Source organism: Nostoc sp., assembly GCF_036917435.1.
In the GTDB taxonomy this organism is placed as follows: Bacteria; Cyanobacteriota; Cyanobacteriia; order Cyanobacteriales; family Nostocaceae; genus Nostoc.
This window is the reverse complement of the sequence record NZ_JBALDM010000045.1, coordinates 128,389-146,359: the sequence shown is the minus strand read 5'-3', so window position 1 is coordinate 146,359 and position 17,971 is coordinate 128,389. Positions and strand designations below refer to the sequence as shown.

At 40.7% G+C, this 17,971-nt stretch carries 17 protein-coding genes, 1 tRNA gene and 2 pseudogenes; 10 read left to right on the top strand and 10 right to left on the bottom strand.

Annotated elements, in window-relative coordinates:
- Window positions 1-20 precede the first annotated feature (20 nt).
- The 3 genes from V7K98_RS22380 to V7K98_RS22370 form a co-directional block, all read right to left on the bottom strand.
- A complete protein-coding gene (locus V7K98_RS22380) occupies window positions 21-1,547 on the bottom strand; it encodes a slipin family protein (protein ID WP_335026069.1) in 1,527 nt (508 codons plus the stop codon).
- 654 nt (window positions 1,548-2,201) lie between these two features.
- A tRNA-Met gene (locus tag V7K98_RS22375) sits at window positions 2,202-2,276 on the bottom strand.
- A gap of 356 nt (window positions 2,277-2,632) precedes the next feature.
- On the bottom strand, window positions 2,633-3,211 hold the full coding sequence (locus tag V7K98_RS22370) for a hypothetical protein (protein WP_335025798.1): 579 nt from the start codon (window positions 3,209-3,211) through the stop codon (window positions 2,633-2,635).
- 947 nt (window positions 3,212-4,158) lie between these two features.
- Here V7K98_RS22370 and V7K98_RS22365 point away from each other — a divergent pair.
- The 3 genes from V7K98_RS22365 (at window position 4,159) to V7K98_RS22355 (ending at window position 6,974) form a co-directional block, all read left to right on the top strand.
- The gene (locus tag V7K98_RS22365; protein ID WP_335025796.1) at window positions 4,159-5,118 is read left to right on the top strand and encodes an orange carotenoid protein N-terminal domain-containing protein; all 960 of its coding nucleotides are present in this window, start codon (window positions 4,159-4,161) and stop codon (window positions 5,116-5,118) included.
- 542 nt (window positions 5,119-5,660) lie between these two features.
- Complete coding sequence (locus V7K98_RS22360) at window positions 5,661-6,086, top strand: hypothetical protein (RefSeq protein WP_335025794.1); 426 nt, start codon at window positions 5,661-5,663, stop codon at window positions 6,084-6,086.
- Between the two features lie 495 nt (window positions 6,087-6,581).
- Window positions 6,582-6,974 carry a hypothetical protein gene (locus tag V7K98_RS22355; protein ID WP_335025793.1) on the top strand — a complete coding sequence of 131 codons (393 nt, stop codon included), beginning with the start codon at window positions 6,582-6,584 and terminating at the stop codon, window positions 6,972-6,974.
- A gap of 131 nt (window positions 6,975-7,105) precedes the next feature.
- Here the strand turns inward: V7K98_RS22355 and V7K98_RS22350 are convergent, their stop codons facing one another.
- Entirely contained in the window at window positions 7,106-7,903 is a 798-nt protein-coding gene (locus V7K98_RS22350) for a dienelactone hydrolase family protein (RefSeq protein WP_335025791.1), read from the bottom strand.
- A gap of 177 nt (window positions 7,904-8,080) precedes the next feature.
- Window positions 8,081-8,269, bottom strand: coding sequence for an element excision factor XisH family protein (locus V7K98_RS22345; RefSeq protein WP_335025789.1), 189 nt, complete (start codon window positions 8,267-8,269; stop codon window positions 8,081-8,083).
- Window positions 8,270-8,315: 46 nt separating this feature from the next.
- On the opposite strand from V7K98_RS22345, the gene V7K98_RS22340 reads away from it, so the two are divergent.
- Window positions 8,316-8,438, top strand: a complete 123-nt coding sequence (locus V7K98_RS22340) for a hypothetical protein (protein WP_335025787.1) — start codon at window positions 8,316-8,318, stop codon at window positions 8,436-8,438.
- A gap of 122 nt (window positions 8,439-8,560) precedes the next feature.
- On the opposite strand, the gene V7K98_RS22335 is transcribed toward V7K98_RS22340, so the two are convergent.
- The 5 genes and pseudogenes from V7K98_RS22335 to V7K98_RS22315 all read right to left on the bottom strand — a co-directional run.
- Entirely contained in the window at window positions 8,561-9,334 is a 774-nt protein-coding gene (locus V7K98_RS22335; protein ID WP_335025785.1) for a hypothetical protein, read from the bottom strand.
- Window positions 9,327-10,460 (bottom strand): AAA family ATPase, encoded by a 1,134-nt coding sequence (locus tag V7K98_RS22330; protein ID WP_335025783.1) that lies wholly within the window; start codon window positions 10,458-10,460, stop codon window positions 9,327-9,329. The genes V7K98_RS22335 and V7K98_RS22330 overlap by 8 nt, the downstream gene beginning before the upstream one ends.
- Window positions 10,461-10,499: 39 nt before the next feature.
- Window positions 10,500-10,637, bottom strand: a complete 138-nt coding sequence (locus V7K98_RS22325; protein ID WP_335025781.1) for a hypothetical protein — start codon at window positions 10,635-10,637, stop codon at window positions 10,500-10,502.
- A gap of 12 nt (window positions 10,638-10,649) precedes the next feature.
- Window positions 10,650-10,784: a DUF433 domain-containing protein gene (locus V7K98_RS22320; protein WP_335025779.1), complete on the bottom strand. Its 135-nt coding sequence runs from the start codon at window positions 10,782-10,784 to the stop codon at window positions 10,650-10,652.
- 85 nt (window positions 10,785-10,869) lie between these two features.
- Window positions 10,870-12,213, bottom strand: a pseudogene (locus V7K98_RS22315) (site-specific integrase); the annotation flags it as partial.
- 178 nt (window positions 12,214-12,391) lie between these two features.
- On the opposite strand from V7K98_RS22315, the pseudogene V7K98_RS28955 reads away from it, so the two are divergent.
- From V7K98_RS28955 to nifN, 6 genes and pseudogenes are all read left to right on the top strand, one after another.
- Window positions 12,392-12,559: pseudogene (locus V7K98_RS28955) on the top strand (nitrogenase molybdenum-iron protein alpha chain); the annotation flags it as partial.
- A 198-nt stretch (window positions 12,560-12,757) separates the two neighbouring features.
- A complete protein-coding gene (gene nifK, locus V7K98_RS22310; RefSeq protein WP_335025777.1) occupies window positions 12,758-14,293 on the top strand; it encodes a nitrogenase molybdenum-iron protein subunit beta in 1,536 nt (511 codons plus the stop codon).
- A gap of 159 nt (window positions 14,294-14,452) precedes the next feature.
- The gene (locus V7K98_RS22305; protein WP_335025775.1) at window positions 14,453-14,800 is read left to right on the top strand and encodes a Mo-dependent nitrogenase C-terminal domain-containing protein; all 348 of its coding nucleotides are present in this window, start codon (window positions 14,453-14,455) and stop codon (window positions 14,798-14,800) included.
- Window positions 14,801-14,934: 134 nt separating this feature from the next.
- Window positions 14,935-16,317, top strand: a complete 1,383-nt coding sequence (gene nifE, locus V7K98_RS22300; protein WP_335025773.1) for a nitrogenase iron-molybdenum cofactor biosynthesis protein NifE — start codon at window positions 14,935-14,937, stop codon at window positions 16,315-16,317.
- Complete coding sequence (locus tag V7K98_RS22295) at window positions 16,317-16,487, top strand: hypothetical protein (RefSeq protein ID WP_335025771.1); 171 nt, start codon at window positions 16,317-16,319, stop codon at window positions 16,485-16,487. The genes nifE and V7K98_RS22295 overlap by 1 nt, the downstream gene beginning before the upstream one ends.
- Window positions 16,487-17,824 (top strand): nitrogenase iron-molybdenum cofactor biosynthesis protein NifN, encoded by a 1,338-nt coding sequence (nifN, locus tag V7K98_RS22290; protein WP_335025769.1) that lies wholly within the window; start codon window positions 16,487-16,489, stop codon window positions 17,822-17,824. The genes V7K98_RS22295 and nifN overlap by 1 nt, the downstream gene beginning before the upstream one ends.
- Window positions 17,825-17,971: the final 147 nt, after the last annotated feature.

Genomic DNA, 17,971 nt, shown 5'->3' with positions numbered 1-17,971 from the left:
CTATGTGACTATTTGCCTGATTACTGTCGATTAATACTAATCAAGTCTGTTAAAATACTATCCAAACTACCGTTAACTTGAATGCGATCAATCTTCTCTGCAATTCGCTCTAATACTTCCAGTTCCTTCAAACGCAATGCAACGGGGTTATCCTCCATCACCTTGGCAGTATTTAACATACTGCGGGTAGCAGCTGTTTCTTCTCTACGTCTGACTACGTTTGCTTGAGCGGTTTTTTCTGCTTCGACTACCTTGCTCAAAATAGCCTTAATCTCACCAGGTAAAATAATATCTTTGACACCTACAGAATCTACTTCAATTCCATAGTCTGCGGCTTTCTGGCGAATGTATTCAGATATACTTCTATCAATTGCACCTTTATCTTCTAATAAAGTATCTAAGTTGCGTTCGCCGATCGCACCACGCAAAGCAAACTGTAATTCTTTGTATAAGAAGCCGGAAATATCTGACAAGGTGCTTTTTGCTCTCAATGGATCTTGGATACGGAAGCCAGCCGTCAAATTTAACCGCAGAGGTACTTTATCTTTAGAGAGGATATCTTGACCGGATACTTCCATATTTTGTAGTCGTAGGTCAATGACTTCAGTGAGAAAGGAGCGGCCAAATAACCACCAAGCATGTACTCCTGGCGATCGCAATCCTTGAAACTCTTGATTAATGTATACTAGTCCAACGTGCTGGGCGGGAACTTGGCAAATATGCAAACAGTTGCGACTAAGCAATTTCACTTCTGCTGAACCCTCAACCAACTCAGCCACTAAGCTAGGCTGTAACTGAGCATCAGCGCTGATGTCGAGAATTTCCACTGCAACACCCTGCCAAAATAACTTGCGGGTGGTAGGTGGCAAAATAGAAATCACCTTACCCCGATATCGCACAATTGCAACTTGTGAAGTCTGTAATTGCACTGGCTCACAATAGGCAGCAATAAAGTCGGGATGTTTTTCAATGAGTACATCTTCGAGGGGAAAATCTGGGTTAGGGATAATTCGGCTGAGAGTCCTGACTGTAACATCTCTATCTACCGACCAAAAAGCATACTCTCCTGCTTCTAGAGGTCGCACAAAATTGTTTTGCAGATATAGTAAACCAATCTCAGACTCGGAGATTTGGAACTTCTTCAATCCATTCAACGTAACTGAGCGCAATTGCTGCACAAAGGAACTAGGCAATTCTAAGCTTTCTTCCAAGTTGAATATATGAGACTCTACTTCAATAAAACCACGCCAAAAAGCAATCAATTTATTTGGTGCAACACTTACCCAATTCTGACCGTAGCGGACTAACGCAACTTGATTGAATGCGGTTCTGATAATCAATAAATGTTCTTGTAGTTCGGCTTCGTGATTTCGCAATAGCAGTTCTAGGTTTTCAATTTGAGCTAGTGGCTGATTGAGGTCATGAATTTTTACTTGCCAATGCCGACCAAAATATGTGTGTGTACCGGGTTGCAAAATTTTCTTAAAGTCACTGCGGTGATATAAGATGCCGATTTCGTTAGGTTTGATATAAAATGTTTGCCACATAGTAATTTGCATAAATAATTTGTGTGATAATTTAAGTAAGCTAGGCAATACCTGGGTTAGCGTAGCGATGTCTACGACGGGCTACGCGATCGCAACCAGCTAAGAAGATTTGAACAACACATTTATAACCTTGCTTGAACTTAAATACCACCTGCGATGCAAATCGCTGTCTTACAGCTTAAGTACTAAAGTTTTTTGAGTTTGCAACCTCGTGAAAAAAGGCTAAAAGATTAGCTTTATCTTTTTGTACTACTATATACTACAAAATATTTTTTAAATCTGCAAGTGCAAGTGTTTACAGTTTAGGTGCGGGCAAAAGCTTCTCCAAAGCTGGATTAAGATTGCTGTTATTTTTCCAAACTGCTCAATGGCAATCTAGAAAAAAGAACCGCGCTCAAATATGCCGTTCGGTTGCTAATCTAGAATCCCCGAAGGAAAACTAGATGTAAAAAACAAAGGGACATACTCAAGTTAGGGAGAGATGCAGTTGCGCTTGCTCCTTAACTGTGGCTACCGAACATCACCCTTACGAGCAATGACCGATAGCAAAACACTTACACCGCAGAGTTGAGAAAATGAGGGGTCTCGAATCCGTTAAGATCCGTACCATATTGGCTACCTTGGAAGGGTATTGTCTTTTAACCCGGACAGGGTTGGGTGAAAGTATAGGAATTGAACCTACAACACATCGATTATGAGTCGATTGCTCTACCAGTGAGCTAACTTCCTGGGGCTTGATACAGGACTCGAACCTGTGACGCATCGATTAATAGTCGATCGCTCTACCAACTGAGCTAATCAAAAGATATAGTTTAAAGTACTCTGCGGTATACGCTTGTATCAGAGAATGGCGCACCAGTTAGGCATATAGAACCTAAACCATAGCTTTGTAACTTTATTACTATACCGTTTTAAATTTAGCACATGGAAATGTGTAGATGTAGATTGTAATAGCGATAATTTACAGCAGAATTCAAGTTTTTGAACCACATCCACCGTAGGGGCACAGCAATGCTGTGCCCTTCCCGCGTGGTCTATTTACCTGAAAATAGCTGTAATAGATGCTCACGATGCCTTTTTGTGGCTCAGTCTGGAAAAGCTAGTCCAGTCATCGGGTCACGAATATATAATCCTAATGTGAGACTACGCATCGCTTCATCCCAAACGGGTATTAATTGTTCTGCTTGATCTACCCAGTAATCGAATGTAATCAAGCACTGAACATTTGACCCCAAACCAATGCAAGTCCGCGAAAATGCTTCCCGTGGTTCTTCTTGAACATCAATGAACTTCATCTCTGTCCAGACAATTCTGGCGGTTTGGCGCTTGATAGTAATAATTTCTCCCTTGGCAATGACGTTGCGACTGTCGTCTTCCAGCACTTTCTTCAATGTAGATTTTAGCGGAAACTGACTCCAGTCGTTGGGTGGCAGACGATTGAATGATACTTCTAGACAGCAATCATCGTTAGGCGGTTTTTTATCGAGGAACTTGAAAGATTTTTCTTGTGGCTCAAGAATCCAATCATGGGGAACATTGAAGCGAACAGCGCCTCGATCTGCTACAAATATTTTGTAGCCTGATGGAGATTCCCAACGGTGGTCAGGTTTTAATTCAAGCGTTTCTTTGATCCACTGGAGATTGCTTTTTTTACGCTTTGCCATAGTATTTTTGCATTTTATGCTGAAGAGGGCGACGCGAAATAGCCTATCGCGTAGACATTGCCCTTTTTGTTAATGTTATCAAATTGCTAGGATTTTGAATAACTATTATATTAAACTTATCAAATTTTAGGGATTTTATATCAAGGAACCCAACGTAACTGTAGCATTGTGATTAAAGTTTCAGCTTTTAGGATTAAAGTCTTAGCCGCAGTGTTCATAGTTATAGATCATGTATGCTATTTGCTAATGCCAGAGTTAGTAATCTTGCACTTAAGAACGTGGATTAAATAAAATGTAAAACTTTATCCTGTCTCTAGCTTCCCTCTCCTTGTAAAAGAGAGGGATTGAGGGTGAGGTAAGCCAGAGAAATAAACTGGATGTTATTTAATTCTTATTCCTTAGTTGGGCGATTCAGCTTTCTTTTGTTTGCATGACTTCTGACTGAAAGCAAAACCTCAGCTAAGGTTAGGTTATAGACCAATATACTTGGGTTAGCGCCAAGGAAGAAGCAAGCGGCGTTTTAGGAAAAAAACCCAACATTTCTGGGGTTTTTTGGAGTTGTGCTTGGCTACCAGAGTGGCGTACAGAACAAAGACAAAATAAAGAGGGATTTTTGTCAATGATTTAGGATTGTTATAGATGCTATAGCAATCCTAAATCATTAATATCTTTCTTTCGAGAGAGATATTTTCCTCAAAAAAAATTAAGAACCTATAAAATTAAAAAATAATAATATATACATTTAATTCAATGATATTCATTAGATAAATCTTAGTCTTTTGTTAACGTTTACCAGCTATGATACCAGAGTAGTGAATGATAATGATTTGGATTTAGTTATCTAGGGATAATTGTGTCATTCAAAAAAAATCCCTAGATATATCTTCCAAGCTACAAAATGTAGCCGAAGTTAACTATTCAACAGGTAAATCTTTAAGGTAACAAGCATGAACTATACTATCGAGTCTGCACGCAATATTTTCTCTAGTACTCAAGTGGCAGATGCGGTTCCAGCCACTACAACAATGTTTGCTGAACTCAATATTGATGATCAATTGGCATTTCTTTGGTATGCCTACGCTGAACTAGGTCGTACAATTACTCCAGCTGCTCCTGGAAAAGCAAATCTCCAATTAATGGAAGGTATATTCAACGAAATTAAGCAGATGTCTCATGAAGAACAAACACAATTAATGAGAGATTTAGCGAGTAATGCTGACACTCCTATTAGCCGTTCTTATGCATATTTTGGTGTCAACGCCAAGCTGGGATTCTGGTGGCAGTTAGGAGAGTGGATGAAACAGGGTATTGTAGCTCCAATGCCAGTTGGCTATCAAATGTCAACTCAAGTTAAAGCAGTGCTAGAAGCTGTTCAGAAAATCGATCAGAGTCAGCAAATTACTGTACTACGCAATACTGTAGTAAATATGGGGTTTGATCCGTCTCTAGTTGAGAGAAAACAAGCAGAAGTCATAAACTTTAAGTTCCCACGTACATCCTTAAGTCCCCAATCTACTATTGAGGGAGTTACAGAACCAACAGTGCTGAAATACATTGAAGCTATGAATGCAGATAACTTTGAAGCTGCTGTTGCTTTATTTGCTAACAACGGGGCACTGCAACCACCTTTTCAAAAACCAATTGTTGGCCGAGAAGCTATCACTTCTTACCTAAGAGATGAGGGACAAGGATTAGTGATGAAGCCAACTAAAGGCGTTTCAGAAACTATCGAAGATGGTTATACACAGCATAAAATTACTGGTACAGTTGAAACTCCTTGGTTTGGAGGTAATGTTGGGATGAACATTGCTTGGCGATTTTTACTTGATCCTCAAGGTCAAATTTATTTTGTGGCTATTGATTTACTTGCTTCTCCTAAAGAACTGCTTAACCTAACTCGCAAGTAAAATTCCTTTGCCTGAATACAAGATCATCAAATAAAATTGCAATCCAAGCTCGGTTTTAAGTGAACCGAGCTTTAGTCATATTTTAGCAATTTCTTGCAGTTGTTTCGATTGCTCCCTTTAGGCAGTATGTTTTGCGATCGCAGTGCCATTACAGCGCATAAATATAGATAAAGTCAAATTTAGTTAGCAAAACAAGCTTTTATTTACTCAAAAGTAGCTTTGACTTTCTCATTTTGGTGTTTTCCGCAAGTAAAACAAGCTTTTACTTACTCAAAAGCAGCTTTGACTTTCTCATTTCAGTATTTCGCGCAAGCAAAACAAGCTTTTACTTATTCATTTTGGTGTTTTCTGCAAGTAAAACAAGCTTTTACTTACTCAAAAGCAGCTTTGACTTTCTCATTTAGGTATTTCACGCATTTATGACAGCGATCGCGTTTGTAGCAAAAACTATTGCAGATTTACCGAAATTCTCTCAGCCTAATCTATACGTAAATACTTTAAAGTAAAGAATATCAACCGTACTGTATTACAAGGTGTAGCTCATGGCTCGGAGAAAAAGAACTTCCGTAGTGTTAGAAAAAGCAGTGCGTCGTGCGGCTGGTATAAACTCAATTGCTCCGAATTTAGATTTAGGCAATGGACTAAGCTTACCTACTTTCTCAACTCTGATTGAAACGATGCGAACCAGAGAAAATGCATATAATAGTGCCCTTTCCAGCTTGGATAAATTGTATCGGGAAATGCTAGATACAGAAGACCAGTTAGGAGATATGACAGAACACATGCTAATGGCAGTTGGCACTCGATATGGTAAAAGCAGTGTCGAGTATGGTATGGCGGGAGGAGTTCCTAAAAACCAGCGTCGTAAGGGACTGCGAGGCGATTCGCAAACTCCTACTACTGAGGAACCGTCATTCATTGCCAGTGTGGAGAGCAAAAATGGAAAGAAACTAGCAGCCACAAGTTAGGATATGTGCAATTCAAACCAAAGAAAGAAAAGTAAAATAATATACAAATGTTGAGGTTTTGATATTTGGCAAATAATCTTGAAATCTGATGAATAATAGATGTAAATAGAGCGGTGTAAACAATTCAATGTTTGTAGTAAAGACTTTAGTCCTAAGAAAAGGGCTAAAGCCCTCACTACGAGTTGAAGAAGAATTCAGAAGTCAGAATGGGCTAAACGCCCCGCTATCGCTAACAGGAGTCAGAATCAATCAGTCGGGGATTCAGACCCGCCACTGATTGAAGACCACCAAATTTAAAATTTGGTGGGAGTCTTAAACCCAGTTATTCATCCGCCACTCGTACAGAATTCATTCTGTTAGCGATAGCGGGGCGTTTAGCCCATTCTGACTCCTGACTCCTGAATTCTGTTTGATAAATTTATCTACCTTTATATTACTTAAGATAGTTTGATTTATTCTCACCGACTTACTTACCTTTATCTGTTTGTATTATTTATGGGAATAGTCTTTGTCATTGTCTTAAGCGTTTGGGCAATCGTAAATTTTACAGGCTTATGCTCAGTTGCGCTCTCATTTATTCGTTGTCGTACTGTACCAGGATATCGAAATATTGCGATTATAGGATCGGTTTTCATACCAGCTATCCTTCTGCTTTTAACCTTTTTGGATGTCTCAAACAATAAACCCGCTCCTAGCCCAACTGCTGATATTCAGTTAATGGCAACTATCGTATGGTCTAGAACTTTTTTAATTTGCTTTTTGGGTGCTTGTGTAACTGCGGCAATTAGCTTCTTTAAACCCAATGCTATTCGCCGTTACTCAGGGCTTGCCTGGGGTTTCCTGATTTCATCCTTTTCCGCTTGTGCATTTCTCTTTATAAAATTTTGATGGCGATATCTTGCAGTTGGGGTGACGTGATGACTAATGGCAGAGCCGCTCAATTGTTTGCCTACAAAGGCAGTATTTATTGTCGCTCGTGCAATCTACCTTGAACGAGCGATGCGATTGCGTTTGCTTTATCACAAATTATTTTGAAACAGTTCTAGAACATGTTGCCAAGCATCAGGAGCAGCTTCAGGATTATAACTTGGGTGTTGTTCCATAAATGGGTACTTGTCTTTAAAGAATCCGGCGAAGAATCCGTGTCCTGCATCGTATCGGAATACACGATGATTTATGTTTTGTTTCTTTAGTTCTGCCTCAATTTGCTCATTATCTTCCTGGGAAATTAACGAATCTCTTGTACCAAAAAACGCATAAATAGTACCTTTAATTTCCGAGGTGCGATTAATAGTTGGAGTCTCTTCACCATAACTAGAAGTGGTAATCCCACCACCATAGAACGAAGCTGTTGCTTTGATATCGGGTAATGTTGCAGCCATGTAAGCAACATGACCACCGAAACAGAAACCAATGACACCGATCGCATTATCTTTGACATTGGGTAAAGTTTTCAGGAAAATAATGGCAGCTTGAATATCGCTGAATATCTCTTGATACTTAACTTGTTGATAATATTCCAAGCCAAGGCGATATGCTTCTGGGCTAAAGCCAACATGTTCCGGGCTAAAGTCAGCCTCAAAACCGGGAGCAATACGTTGATACATCGCTGGAGCTATAGCTACGTATCCTTGTTTAGCGATTAATTCCGTAATATCTCGAATATTGTTATTGATTCCAAAAATTTCTGGAAAAACTATAACCGCTCCAAAGGTTCCTTTTTGTGCTGGTTGAGCTAAGTAAGCATCGATTTCTAAGCCATTGTTAGGTACTTTGACATGGCAAGTATTAATTTCGATGTTTGTTGTTTCTAGCATCTTTGTTTCGGCTGCTTTTATACCAACGGACTTATTTATTGTGACTGTTTTTCGACACTAATGGGCTTTAGGAGCAAGCTTAAATTAGAGGTATAGAAAAAGTCAAGCCTGTTTGCGAGTAATGATCGCAAACAGGCTTTCCATATAATAGATTTGAGATGAATTTATACTTCAAAGTTACCCTACAGCAAACTCTGTAGCAATCTTTTCCTCATCCTTTGTCGCTGCTAGCAACAGTTCCGCACCTAAATCGATATAAAAATCAACAAATCCTAAATCAATGTGGTACGGATCGTGAGTAATTACCCACCCTTGCTTCTCAAGAGCAGTTCTGACCAATTCATGAAACCTATCTCTTGCAGACATGGTAGACAGCTAACCAGAAAGATAAAGTCTTTGGCTAAATTCTATCGTGTATCCTGCTCAAGCAGCATTAGGTGTAGGCACATTGCCTTTGCAGAACCTGAAGGCGATCGCGCAGCATCTCGTAGAAAAGAGAGGATATCCCCTCACAACCAAATTTGTGACAAAATAGTTTGAGCTAATTCTTTAGATTCAGTTGCGATCGCATTATCGATGGCAGAAATTTATAGCGGCGTTGTTTTTTGAGTAAATCAGCTTTGTGACGATGTATGCTTTGGGAGGGGTGCGAATTTTTTACTCAGACAAAATAATTTGAGTCAAGTGTTGCTCAATTTCTTGAATGTAGGCTGTTAAACCTGTATGAACACCTCTTTCACGTAGAAGATTCAAACTTGTATCTTCCCAACACTTTTGCTCGCGTTCCATATCTTTGCCTGTTAGCTGCTCAACTACTACTTTTGGATTTCTAATTCGATCGGGTTCTTGATGTGAGATAGAGCGTAGTCTGTGTGATTCTATGCAAGGGTCGAAATTCAATCGAGCCTTGATTTGTTCTAGAATTCGTTCTTCTTGATTAGACGGAATAAACCCATTGAGAACCCATGCTTCACGCTTTGGGTTAGCTGCACCAATAACAATTTTTAGTTGGGGCTGTCGATTAATATGTTCTGAGCGTGCTTGCTCAAGCCCTTCTCTACGCTCTGGTTGATTGTCTAAATCACGGATAAAGATAATAGCTTTAATCTGTCGCGTTCTTTGAAGAAAACGTACTAAATTAAGAACCTTGATAGATGCTGCTCCATCGGCTTTTAACGATAGATTCTTACTATCATGACCGAGAAATCTTGGAGGTTTATATCTTAGTTGGTCTTTTGCATCATCAATGATTTTTGTAACGTCGCTCCAGCAGGAATGTTCTGTTCCTGCCTGTAAGCCACTCCAGTTAAATATATGTTTTATTATTTCAGGTTCTAACCAATCGATTTGCTCCATCAAAATGCGCTCGGCTAATTTAGTAGCTGTTCTTGCATCTGCACCACTTTCCACTATTACAATGAACTCAAACACTGACTTCTCCTGCAACAACCCACTCTTCACCCTCAGCATCCCAAAACTCACCAGTTGTCAAAGTTTGTTTTGCCCATTCCACATCAGGATGTTCATCCAATCGCTTGGAGATTGTGAAGCCAGAATTACTGTTATTTAATATATGTACCTGAGAAGGAACAAGCTCATCAATAATATAAGGAGAGTGAGTAGAAAAAATAATTTGCAAATTTGTATTGTATTGAATTATTTCCTTAAAAACAGTCATTAATTCACGTTGTGCTTTTGGATGAAGTCCCTGTTCTACATCATCTAAAAAAACTAAATTAGGTTGAGTAGGATTCATCAAAACAGTTAGCAAACCTAATGTTAGCATTGTTCCTTCGCTAATTGCATGGGCTGGAATCCGATTACCAGTATTCATATCTAATATCACTTCTTGCCCTGTCATTTCCTGACTTTCTTCATAAGAAATAGACTTACCATCAACTTCGATTAAACGTTTGCGAATAACTGGAACCTTTGCTCGCTTTATACCAATTTTGCGAACATTTGGTACAATCCGACTCAACATTCCCTCTATTAATTCAAATTTGTCTGGAGCCTCATTACGCAAAAAATCTAAAGTGGGTGCTAATCCAGAACCGTCGAATTCAACCCTCGGCATAATTTCTTCACTGTAAGCTGCTTTAGCAAGATTACTTGCAACTAACTTCAGGTAAACAGCATATTTCAGAGATTGAGGAATTGGATATGGAGATTCGCTTAAAGAACTTGACCATCCTTCTAATTCTCCTGGCTTTCCATTTATGTTCCATGATGCTGTGGGATACCAAGAATCATTGTTTTGCTGCTTCCAACTATACGAAGCTTGCCAATTCTGCCGAGTGGTAGATCCCCAAAAACCACTTGCAGTAACAGAAATATATTTTTCCCCAATTGTTGTAATGAATTGAGGTGATCTCTCATACTGAAAAATACTTTTAAATGGTGAAGCAGCAAGCCTACTGAGATTATGTAACGCTTGTAGTACTGTTGTTTTACCAGCGCTGTTTTTTCCCACGAGTGCATGTAATCTAGAACTATCAAAACTAAGTTCTGTAGATTTATGACTTTTGAAGTTATGAAGTATTACGTTTTCTAGCATTCGATTGCCAACATCCTTATACAAATAATTTAATTGGACTCATATTGCTTGTCCCATTTCTATCGCTAATCGCTGGTAATCTGCTTTTTCAGCAGCAATATACGCCTCACTTTCTTCTCGATTAGCGTGATAATAAGTTAGAGCAGCATAAGCCTGTACAAGATTTACATTTCCCATCCGTTCAGCAATTTATTCTGCATTCAGCCCAAGTTTGTACCAAGCTGTGATGCGTTGAACAGAAACTCTAGTACCAGCAATGCGGGGACGACCCCCTAAAGTTTCAGGTGACTTAAAAATTAGTGTTCCAATGTCAGTAGCCGACATAAATATCTTAATGGGTTTATTTTGATGATCTTTTACCCATAAATTATACCAAACTTTATAAAGACAGTACTATTTATTAGAGAATTCAACTAAGCTTATAAACTAACTCCATCCTCAACTTTTCAATCTCCAATCTCAACTTGTCATTCTCCATCTTCAACTTAGCATTCTCCTCCTTAATCAACTCAACTTCATTCCTCTTACTCAAAGCCTGATTAATTGCCAACTTCCGCATATCTAGCGAGAACCAACGCTGATAAGTTTGCGTATGAACTTGCACACTATGCCCTAAATTATCCGCCGCCGCTTTAATTGGTATCCCCAAAATATGCGCCCGAATTGCCCAAGCATGACGTAAATCATAAGGTTTAAAATCTAATCCTATTTTACGAAACCACCAGCTAACTCGTTGTGTTAACGCCGTTATATCTGCATGATTGGTGTTATCTTTTTTAGCGATCGCACTCCTCAACATCTCTAAATATTTCGGATTTCTCAAATCAAACTCATCAATCCATTGCCGATGTAATGGCAATGCTTGTCTCTCACCAGTCTTAGAATCCTTATGAACTTTCCATGTCAAGTCTATATTCTCTTGATTCAACCACCAATCAATATCAGGATTAATAAAAAGTTCCCGTGGACGTAAACCAAAAACTGCTAACATTCCATACGTCCAGCGCCAAAGTTGCCAGCTATCTTGAACATTTTGATTAACTTGATTACCTCTGTTATGTTGGTAGTTTTCAAACTTGATAATTCCCTCAGATATTTCCGCATCTGTAGGGATATTGCGGGAATTATTCTCCGGCATTTTGGAATATTTAGATAAATCGATTTCGATTTTAAATGTCATGCAAAATGCAGATATAGCTCTAGCTGCATTATATTTAGCCCATTCCTTATCGATTTGCTCAATGGAACTTATCAGATTCTCCGCGATCGCTAAATCTTTGAGATTCGTAAATCGTTTAGTTCGAGAAAAGTAGTAAAAAAAAGTATGCTCGCTTTTGGTAGTTCGTTTATGAGTCTTAAAATACTCTTCTTCAAATTGTTCGAGTAATTCTCCTATAGTCTTAAATTCTTTTTTAATCGCCTCATTACCTAAATATTTATCATTCCATTCAAAAGTTTTACGAGCAATTAACTTACCTAATTCATAAGCTTCTTCCTCAGCCGTCTTGAGTCCATCTAAGTTAGAGGGAATATTCAAACTGATATTGTATTGTTTTCTCCCAGTACCATTGCTATCTTTGTCTCCCGGCTTAATTGGTAACGTTGCCCGTAATTGCAGACTTCCATTCGATTCTCTAATTGTCACCTTAGCCTTTGCAGACTTCAAACGCAGATTAACTTTCTCTAATTCTAATAGTACTTTCGTTCTCATGTGTTCTTTTTGCTGCTGTGCTTGCAGAGATGAGCAAAAAAACGGGCGATTTTTTAACCGCCTTGGCTCAGGACAACATTTAGATGATGCGTGAGTCCTAAACCTAATTATGCTGTGTTTTTAGCCTATATTTAGTCTAAAAATAAATGTGCTATCAGCGAACAATGTTTATCGCTGACACTGTTTACTGCAAACATTAAGCTGCGGAAAATAATTAAACCACCAAAAGGATTACTCCGGCCCTTATCACGGTTATGACGGCTTTGCCATCTTCGCACGTGACATGGACTTGGCACTCAACAGCCCAACCTGGGCATTAATTGGCGCTCCTTGGAATGAAAAGGCTCAGGCTAAGAAGGCTGAAGCTAAGGCTAAGGCTGCCGTTTAGGGAAATGGGAGAGAGAGATAAGTAAGGATAACCTGGGGCTAAAACCCCAGGTGGGAGTCGGGAATCCAAAATTCAAAATTAAAAGATTAAAAATTCGTTTTGATTTTTGCATTTTGAATTTTGAATCATATTCCCACTCCCGCCTTAAATCTTCATTCCTCGATTAGTAAAGAATTCAGTAAGCTTGGAGATCCAAAAATGCCTCAGAATCCTGAAAAAATTCAAGATCACGTCGAGTTATTCCACCAACCAGAGTACCAACAGCTATTTGAAAACAAAAAGCAGTTTGAAAATGGTCACGATCCCGAAGAAGTAAAACGGGTTTCGGAGTGGACAAAAGGTTGGGATTATCGTGAAAAGAACTTCGCTCGTGAAGCTTTAACCGTTAACCCTGCTAAAGGTTGTCAACCATTGGGAGCAATATTTGCTGCTGTTGGTTTTGAAGGTACTCTACCTTTCGTTCAAGGTTCTCAAGGTTGCGTTGCTTATTTCCGCACCCACTTAACCCGTCACTACAAAGAGCCATTCTCTGGTGTATCTTCTTCAATGACTGAAGATGCAGCCGTGTTTGGTGGTCTGCAAAACATGATTGACGGGTTGGCGAACTCTTACCAACTCTACAAGCCCAAGATGATTGCTGTCTGCACCACCTGTATGGCAGAAGTAATTGGTGATGACTTACAGTCTTTCATCAACAACTCCAAAGAAGCTGGTTCAGTTCCTCAAGATTTCCCAGTACCTTACGCTCACACCCCTAGCTTTGTCGGTTCCCACATCACTGGTTACGACAACATGATGAAGGGAATTCTTTCTAACTTGACCGCAGGTCATAAGAAAGAAACCAGCAATGGTAAAATCAACTTCATCCCAGGTTTTGACACCTATGTAGGCAACAACCGCGAAATCAAGCGGATTGCTTCTTTGTTCGGCTTTGACTACACAATTCTAGCCGACAACAGCGACTACCTAGATTCACCTAACACAGGTGAGTTTGATATGTATCCAGGTGGTACAAAGCTAGAAGATGCAGCAGATTCAATCAATGCTAAAGCTACGATCGCTCTGCAAGCACATTCTACTCTCAAAACCCGCGAGTACATTGAAAAAGAATGGAAGCAACCAACCTCTGTTTCCCGTCCTTGGGGCATTAAGGGTACTGATGAATTCTTGATGAAACTCAGCGAATTGAGCGGTATCCCCATTCCTCAAGAATTGGAAATCGAACGCGGTCGTGCAGTTGATGCCATGACTGACTCTCACTCATGGATTCATGGCAAGCGCTTCGCTATCTACGGCGAACCAGATTTAGTATACAGCGTAGTTGGCTTTATGCTAGAAATGGGTGCTGAACCTGTGCATATCTTGGTTCACAACAGTAACGACGTATTTGAAGCAGAAATGAAAGAATTGCTTGCTTCTAGTCCCTTCGGTAAGAATGCAACTGTTTGGCCTGGTAAAGACTTGTGGCACATGCGTTCTCTAATGTTCACCGAACCTGTAGACCTCTTGATCGGTAATACTTATGGTAAGTACCTGTGGCGTGACACCAAGACTCCTTTAGTGAGAATTGGCTACCCCATCATGGATCGTCACCACTTACACCGCTATTCCACCATTGGTTATCAAGGCATAATCAACCTGCTCAACTGGGTTGTTAATACTCTGTTTGAAGAAATCGATCGCAACACCAACATTCCTTCTAAGACAGATATTTCCTACGACTTGATTCGTTAGAAATTGCGTAGAAACACAACGTGTTAATTAAAGGGTAAAGAAGGGGAATAGGGAATAGGGAATAGGGAATGGGGAAATATTTAAACCCAATGCCCAATCCCCAATGCCCAATCCCCAACTCCCCTTTTTCTTGATAGCATTTACCCAAGGGATTTATACATGGAAACTATCAATCACACTCACGAACATAGTCACGAACATCCTCATCCTAATTACCATCCACCTAATCAGAAAAAACCAGGATGGTTCAACAATCTTCTTAATCCGTTGCGCCGTGTGGTGGATGAAATTCAGGTTAAAAATAATCGCATCGCTCATCTAATTTGCCAAACAATTCCTTGTTGTTGTCCCTTTGAGCGACAAATTAAATTATTTGGGAAGTGTATTGATATCCCACCACTATGTAAACTCAATCCTTTATATGACGAATTTGTAGGATTGCGTTTTCGCGCTCTATCTTACCTCGCAGATGTATGTGGAGAGGATGTCACAAAATACATTTGTTAATTATTGGGCATTGGGCATGGGGCATTGGGCATGGGGCATTGGGCATTAGTCATTAGTCATTGGTCATTAGTTGTTAGTTATTCAAAGGACAAATGACAAATGACAAAGGACAATTAACAATTAAGAGAAGAGAGATGAAAATCACCCAAGGTAAAATCAACGAGCTGCTGACTGAGACAGGATGCGAGCATAATCAGCACAAACAAGCAGAAAAGAAAAACAAGTCTTGCACCCAACAGGCACAACCTGGCGCGGCTCAAGGGGGCTGCGCTTTTGATGGTGCAATGATTTCTCTAGTACCGATCGCAGATGCAGCGCATCTAGTCCACGGGCCGATCGCTTGTGCTGGTAATTCCTGGGGCAGTCGTGGTAGTCTGTCGTCTGGCCCTCAACTCTACAAAATGGGCTTTACGACTGACTTGGGTGAAAATGATGTCATCTTTGGTGGCGAAAAGAAACTCTACAAAGCAATTCTGGAACTAAAAGAGCGCTACCAACCCGCAGCAATATTTGTCTACGCCACTTGCGTTACAGCTTTAATTGGTGATGATATCGATGCTGTCTGCAAAGCTGCTGCTGAAAAAATTGGTACTCCTGTTATTCCCGTCATTGCTCCAGGATTCATTGGCAGTAAAAATCTCGGCAACCGTTTCGGTGGTGAAGCTTTGTTAGAATATGTTGTCGGAACAGCAGAACCGGAACATACAACGCCCTATGATATTAACTTAATCGGCGAATACAATATCGCCGGGGAAATGTGGGGAGTAACACCACTGTTAGAAAAATTAGGCATCCGCATTTTATCCAAAATTACGGGCGATGCTCGCTACGATGAAATTCGCTACGCCCACCGCGCCAAGCTCAACGTCATGATCTGCTCACGAGCGTTGCTGAATATGGCCAGAAAGATGGAGGAGCGTTACAACATCCCTTACATTGAAGAGTCTTTCTACGGCATTGATGATATGAATCGCTGTCTGCGAAATATCGCTGCTAAATTAGGCGACGCTGATTTACAGGAGCGGACAGAAAAGCTAATTGCAGAAGAGACGGCTGCTTTAGATTTGGCACTGGCTCCTTATCGCGCTCGACTCAAAGGTAAGCGGGTTGTTTTGTATACAGGTGGTGTTAAGAGTTGGTCGATTATCTCGGCTGCTAGAGACTTAGGCATTGAAGTTGTTGCTACCAGTACTCGGAAAAGTACTGAGGAAGATAAGGCCAAAATCAAGAAGTTGATCGGCAACGATGGCATCATGCTGGAGAAAGGCAACGCTCAGGAATTGCTACAACTGGTTAAGGACACTCGCGCAGATATGCTGATTGCTGGCGGACGTAACCAATACACCGCTTTGAAAGCTCGAATTCCTTTCCTTGATATCAACCAAGAACGTCACCATCCTTATGCAGGTTATGTGGGAATGATTGAGATGGCGCGGGAATTGTACGAAGCTCTGTATAGCCCAATTTGGGAACAAATACGCAAACCCGCTCCTTGGGAAGAAGAGGAGGAAGTTTAATGGCGAATTCTCATCTTTTTCTCTCTGTGCCGCGCCAGTTGCTACAACTGGGGGAACCCCCGCAACGCACTGGCTTCTCTGCGTCCTCTGTGGTTCAAAAAAATCATTTTTCAACCGCAGAGGCGCAGAGAACGCAGAGTAAAGAGCTTCCAAATGAGGAGGTAGTTTAATGGCGATCGTTACCGTTTCTAACAAAGCACTGACAGTTAATCCCCTCAAGCAAAGTCAAGCTTTGGGCGCAACTTTAGCCTTTTTGGGATTGAAAGGGACGATGCCCTTATTCCACGGTTCTCAAGGTTGTACTGCTTTCGCCAAAGTTGTTTTAGTGCGGCATTTCCGGGAAGCGATTCCCCTAGCGACTACGGCGATGACGGAAGTCACTACTATTTTGGGTGGTGAAGAGAATGTGGAAGAAGCAATTCTGACTCTGGTGGAAAAGGCTAATCCAGAAATTATTGGTTTATGTACCACTGGGTTAACGGAAACTAGAGGCGATGATATTGAAGGTTTTCTTAAGGAAATCCGCGATCGCCATCCCGAATTAAATGATTTAGCGATCGTTTTTGCCCCTACCCCAGATTTTAAAGGTGCGTTGCAAGATGGCTTTGCTGTCGCTGTCGAAAGCATAGTTAAAGAAATTCCTCGCGCGGGTGGACTCAGAACTGAACAAGTCACAATTTTGGCGGGTTCTGCCTTCACACCTGGGGATGTCCAGGAAATCAAGGAGATGGTAACGTCCTTTGGATTAGTGCCGATCTTTGTACCTGATCTTGGTGCTTCTCTAGATGGACACTTAGAGGATACTTATAGTGCAGTTACAGTTAGTGGGACTACCTTAAAACAGCTACGAGAAGTCGGTAGTTCTGCCTTTACCCTGGCATTGGGTGAAAGTATGCGGGGGGCTGCCAAAATACTGGAAGAACGGTTTGGCACACCTTATGAGGTGTTTGGTGAACTGACTGGATTAGAACCAGTAGATGAATTTATACATGCATTGGCGATTCTGAGCGGTAACAGCGTACCGGAAAAATACCGCCGTCAGCGTCGTCAATTGCAAGATGCGATGCTGGACACCCATTTTTACTTCAGTGGAAAACGAGTTTCCCTAGCGTTGGAACCAGATTTGCTCTGGTCAACAGTGCATTTTCTGCAATCGATGGGTAGTCAAATTCATGGTGTGGTGACAACCACGCGATCGCACCTTTTAGAAAAACTCCCGGTTAAAAGCATTACCATTGGCGACTTGGAAGACTTTGAGTCTTTAGCAGACGGTTCTGATTTGCTGATTGGTAACTCAAATGTGAGTGCGATCGCAAAACGCCTCTCGATTCCTCTTTATCGTCTAGGATTGCCCATTTATGACCGCTTAGGTAATGGTCAATTTACCAAAGTTGGCTATCGAGGCACAATGGAGCTTTTATTTGGCATCGGCAACCTGTTTTTAGAGGCAGAAGAAGCGAGAGTTAAGCAATTCCAAGAGTTCGGAATTGTGAGCGCAGAGTTTTGAATTCACACTTGAAATTCAAAACAGTTCAGTTAAAAATTGATCCTCCCTAACCCTCGTTAAGGCGTGTATACACAAGTCGAATTACCCCCCTTAATCCCCCCTTATAAAGGGGGGAAACAATAAATCAAATCTAGTTCCCTCCCCTTT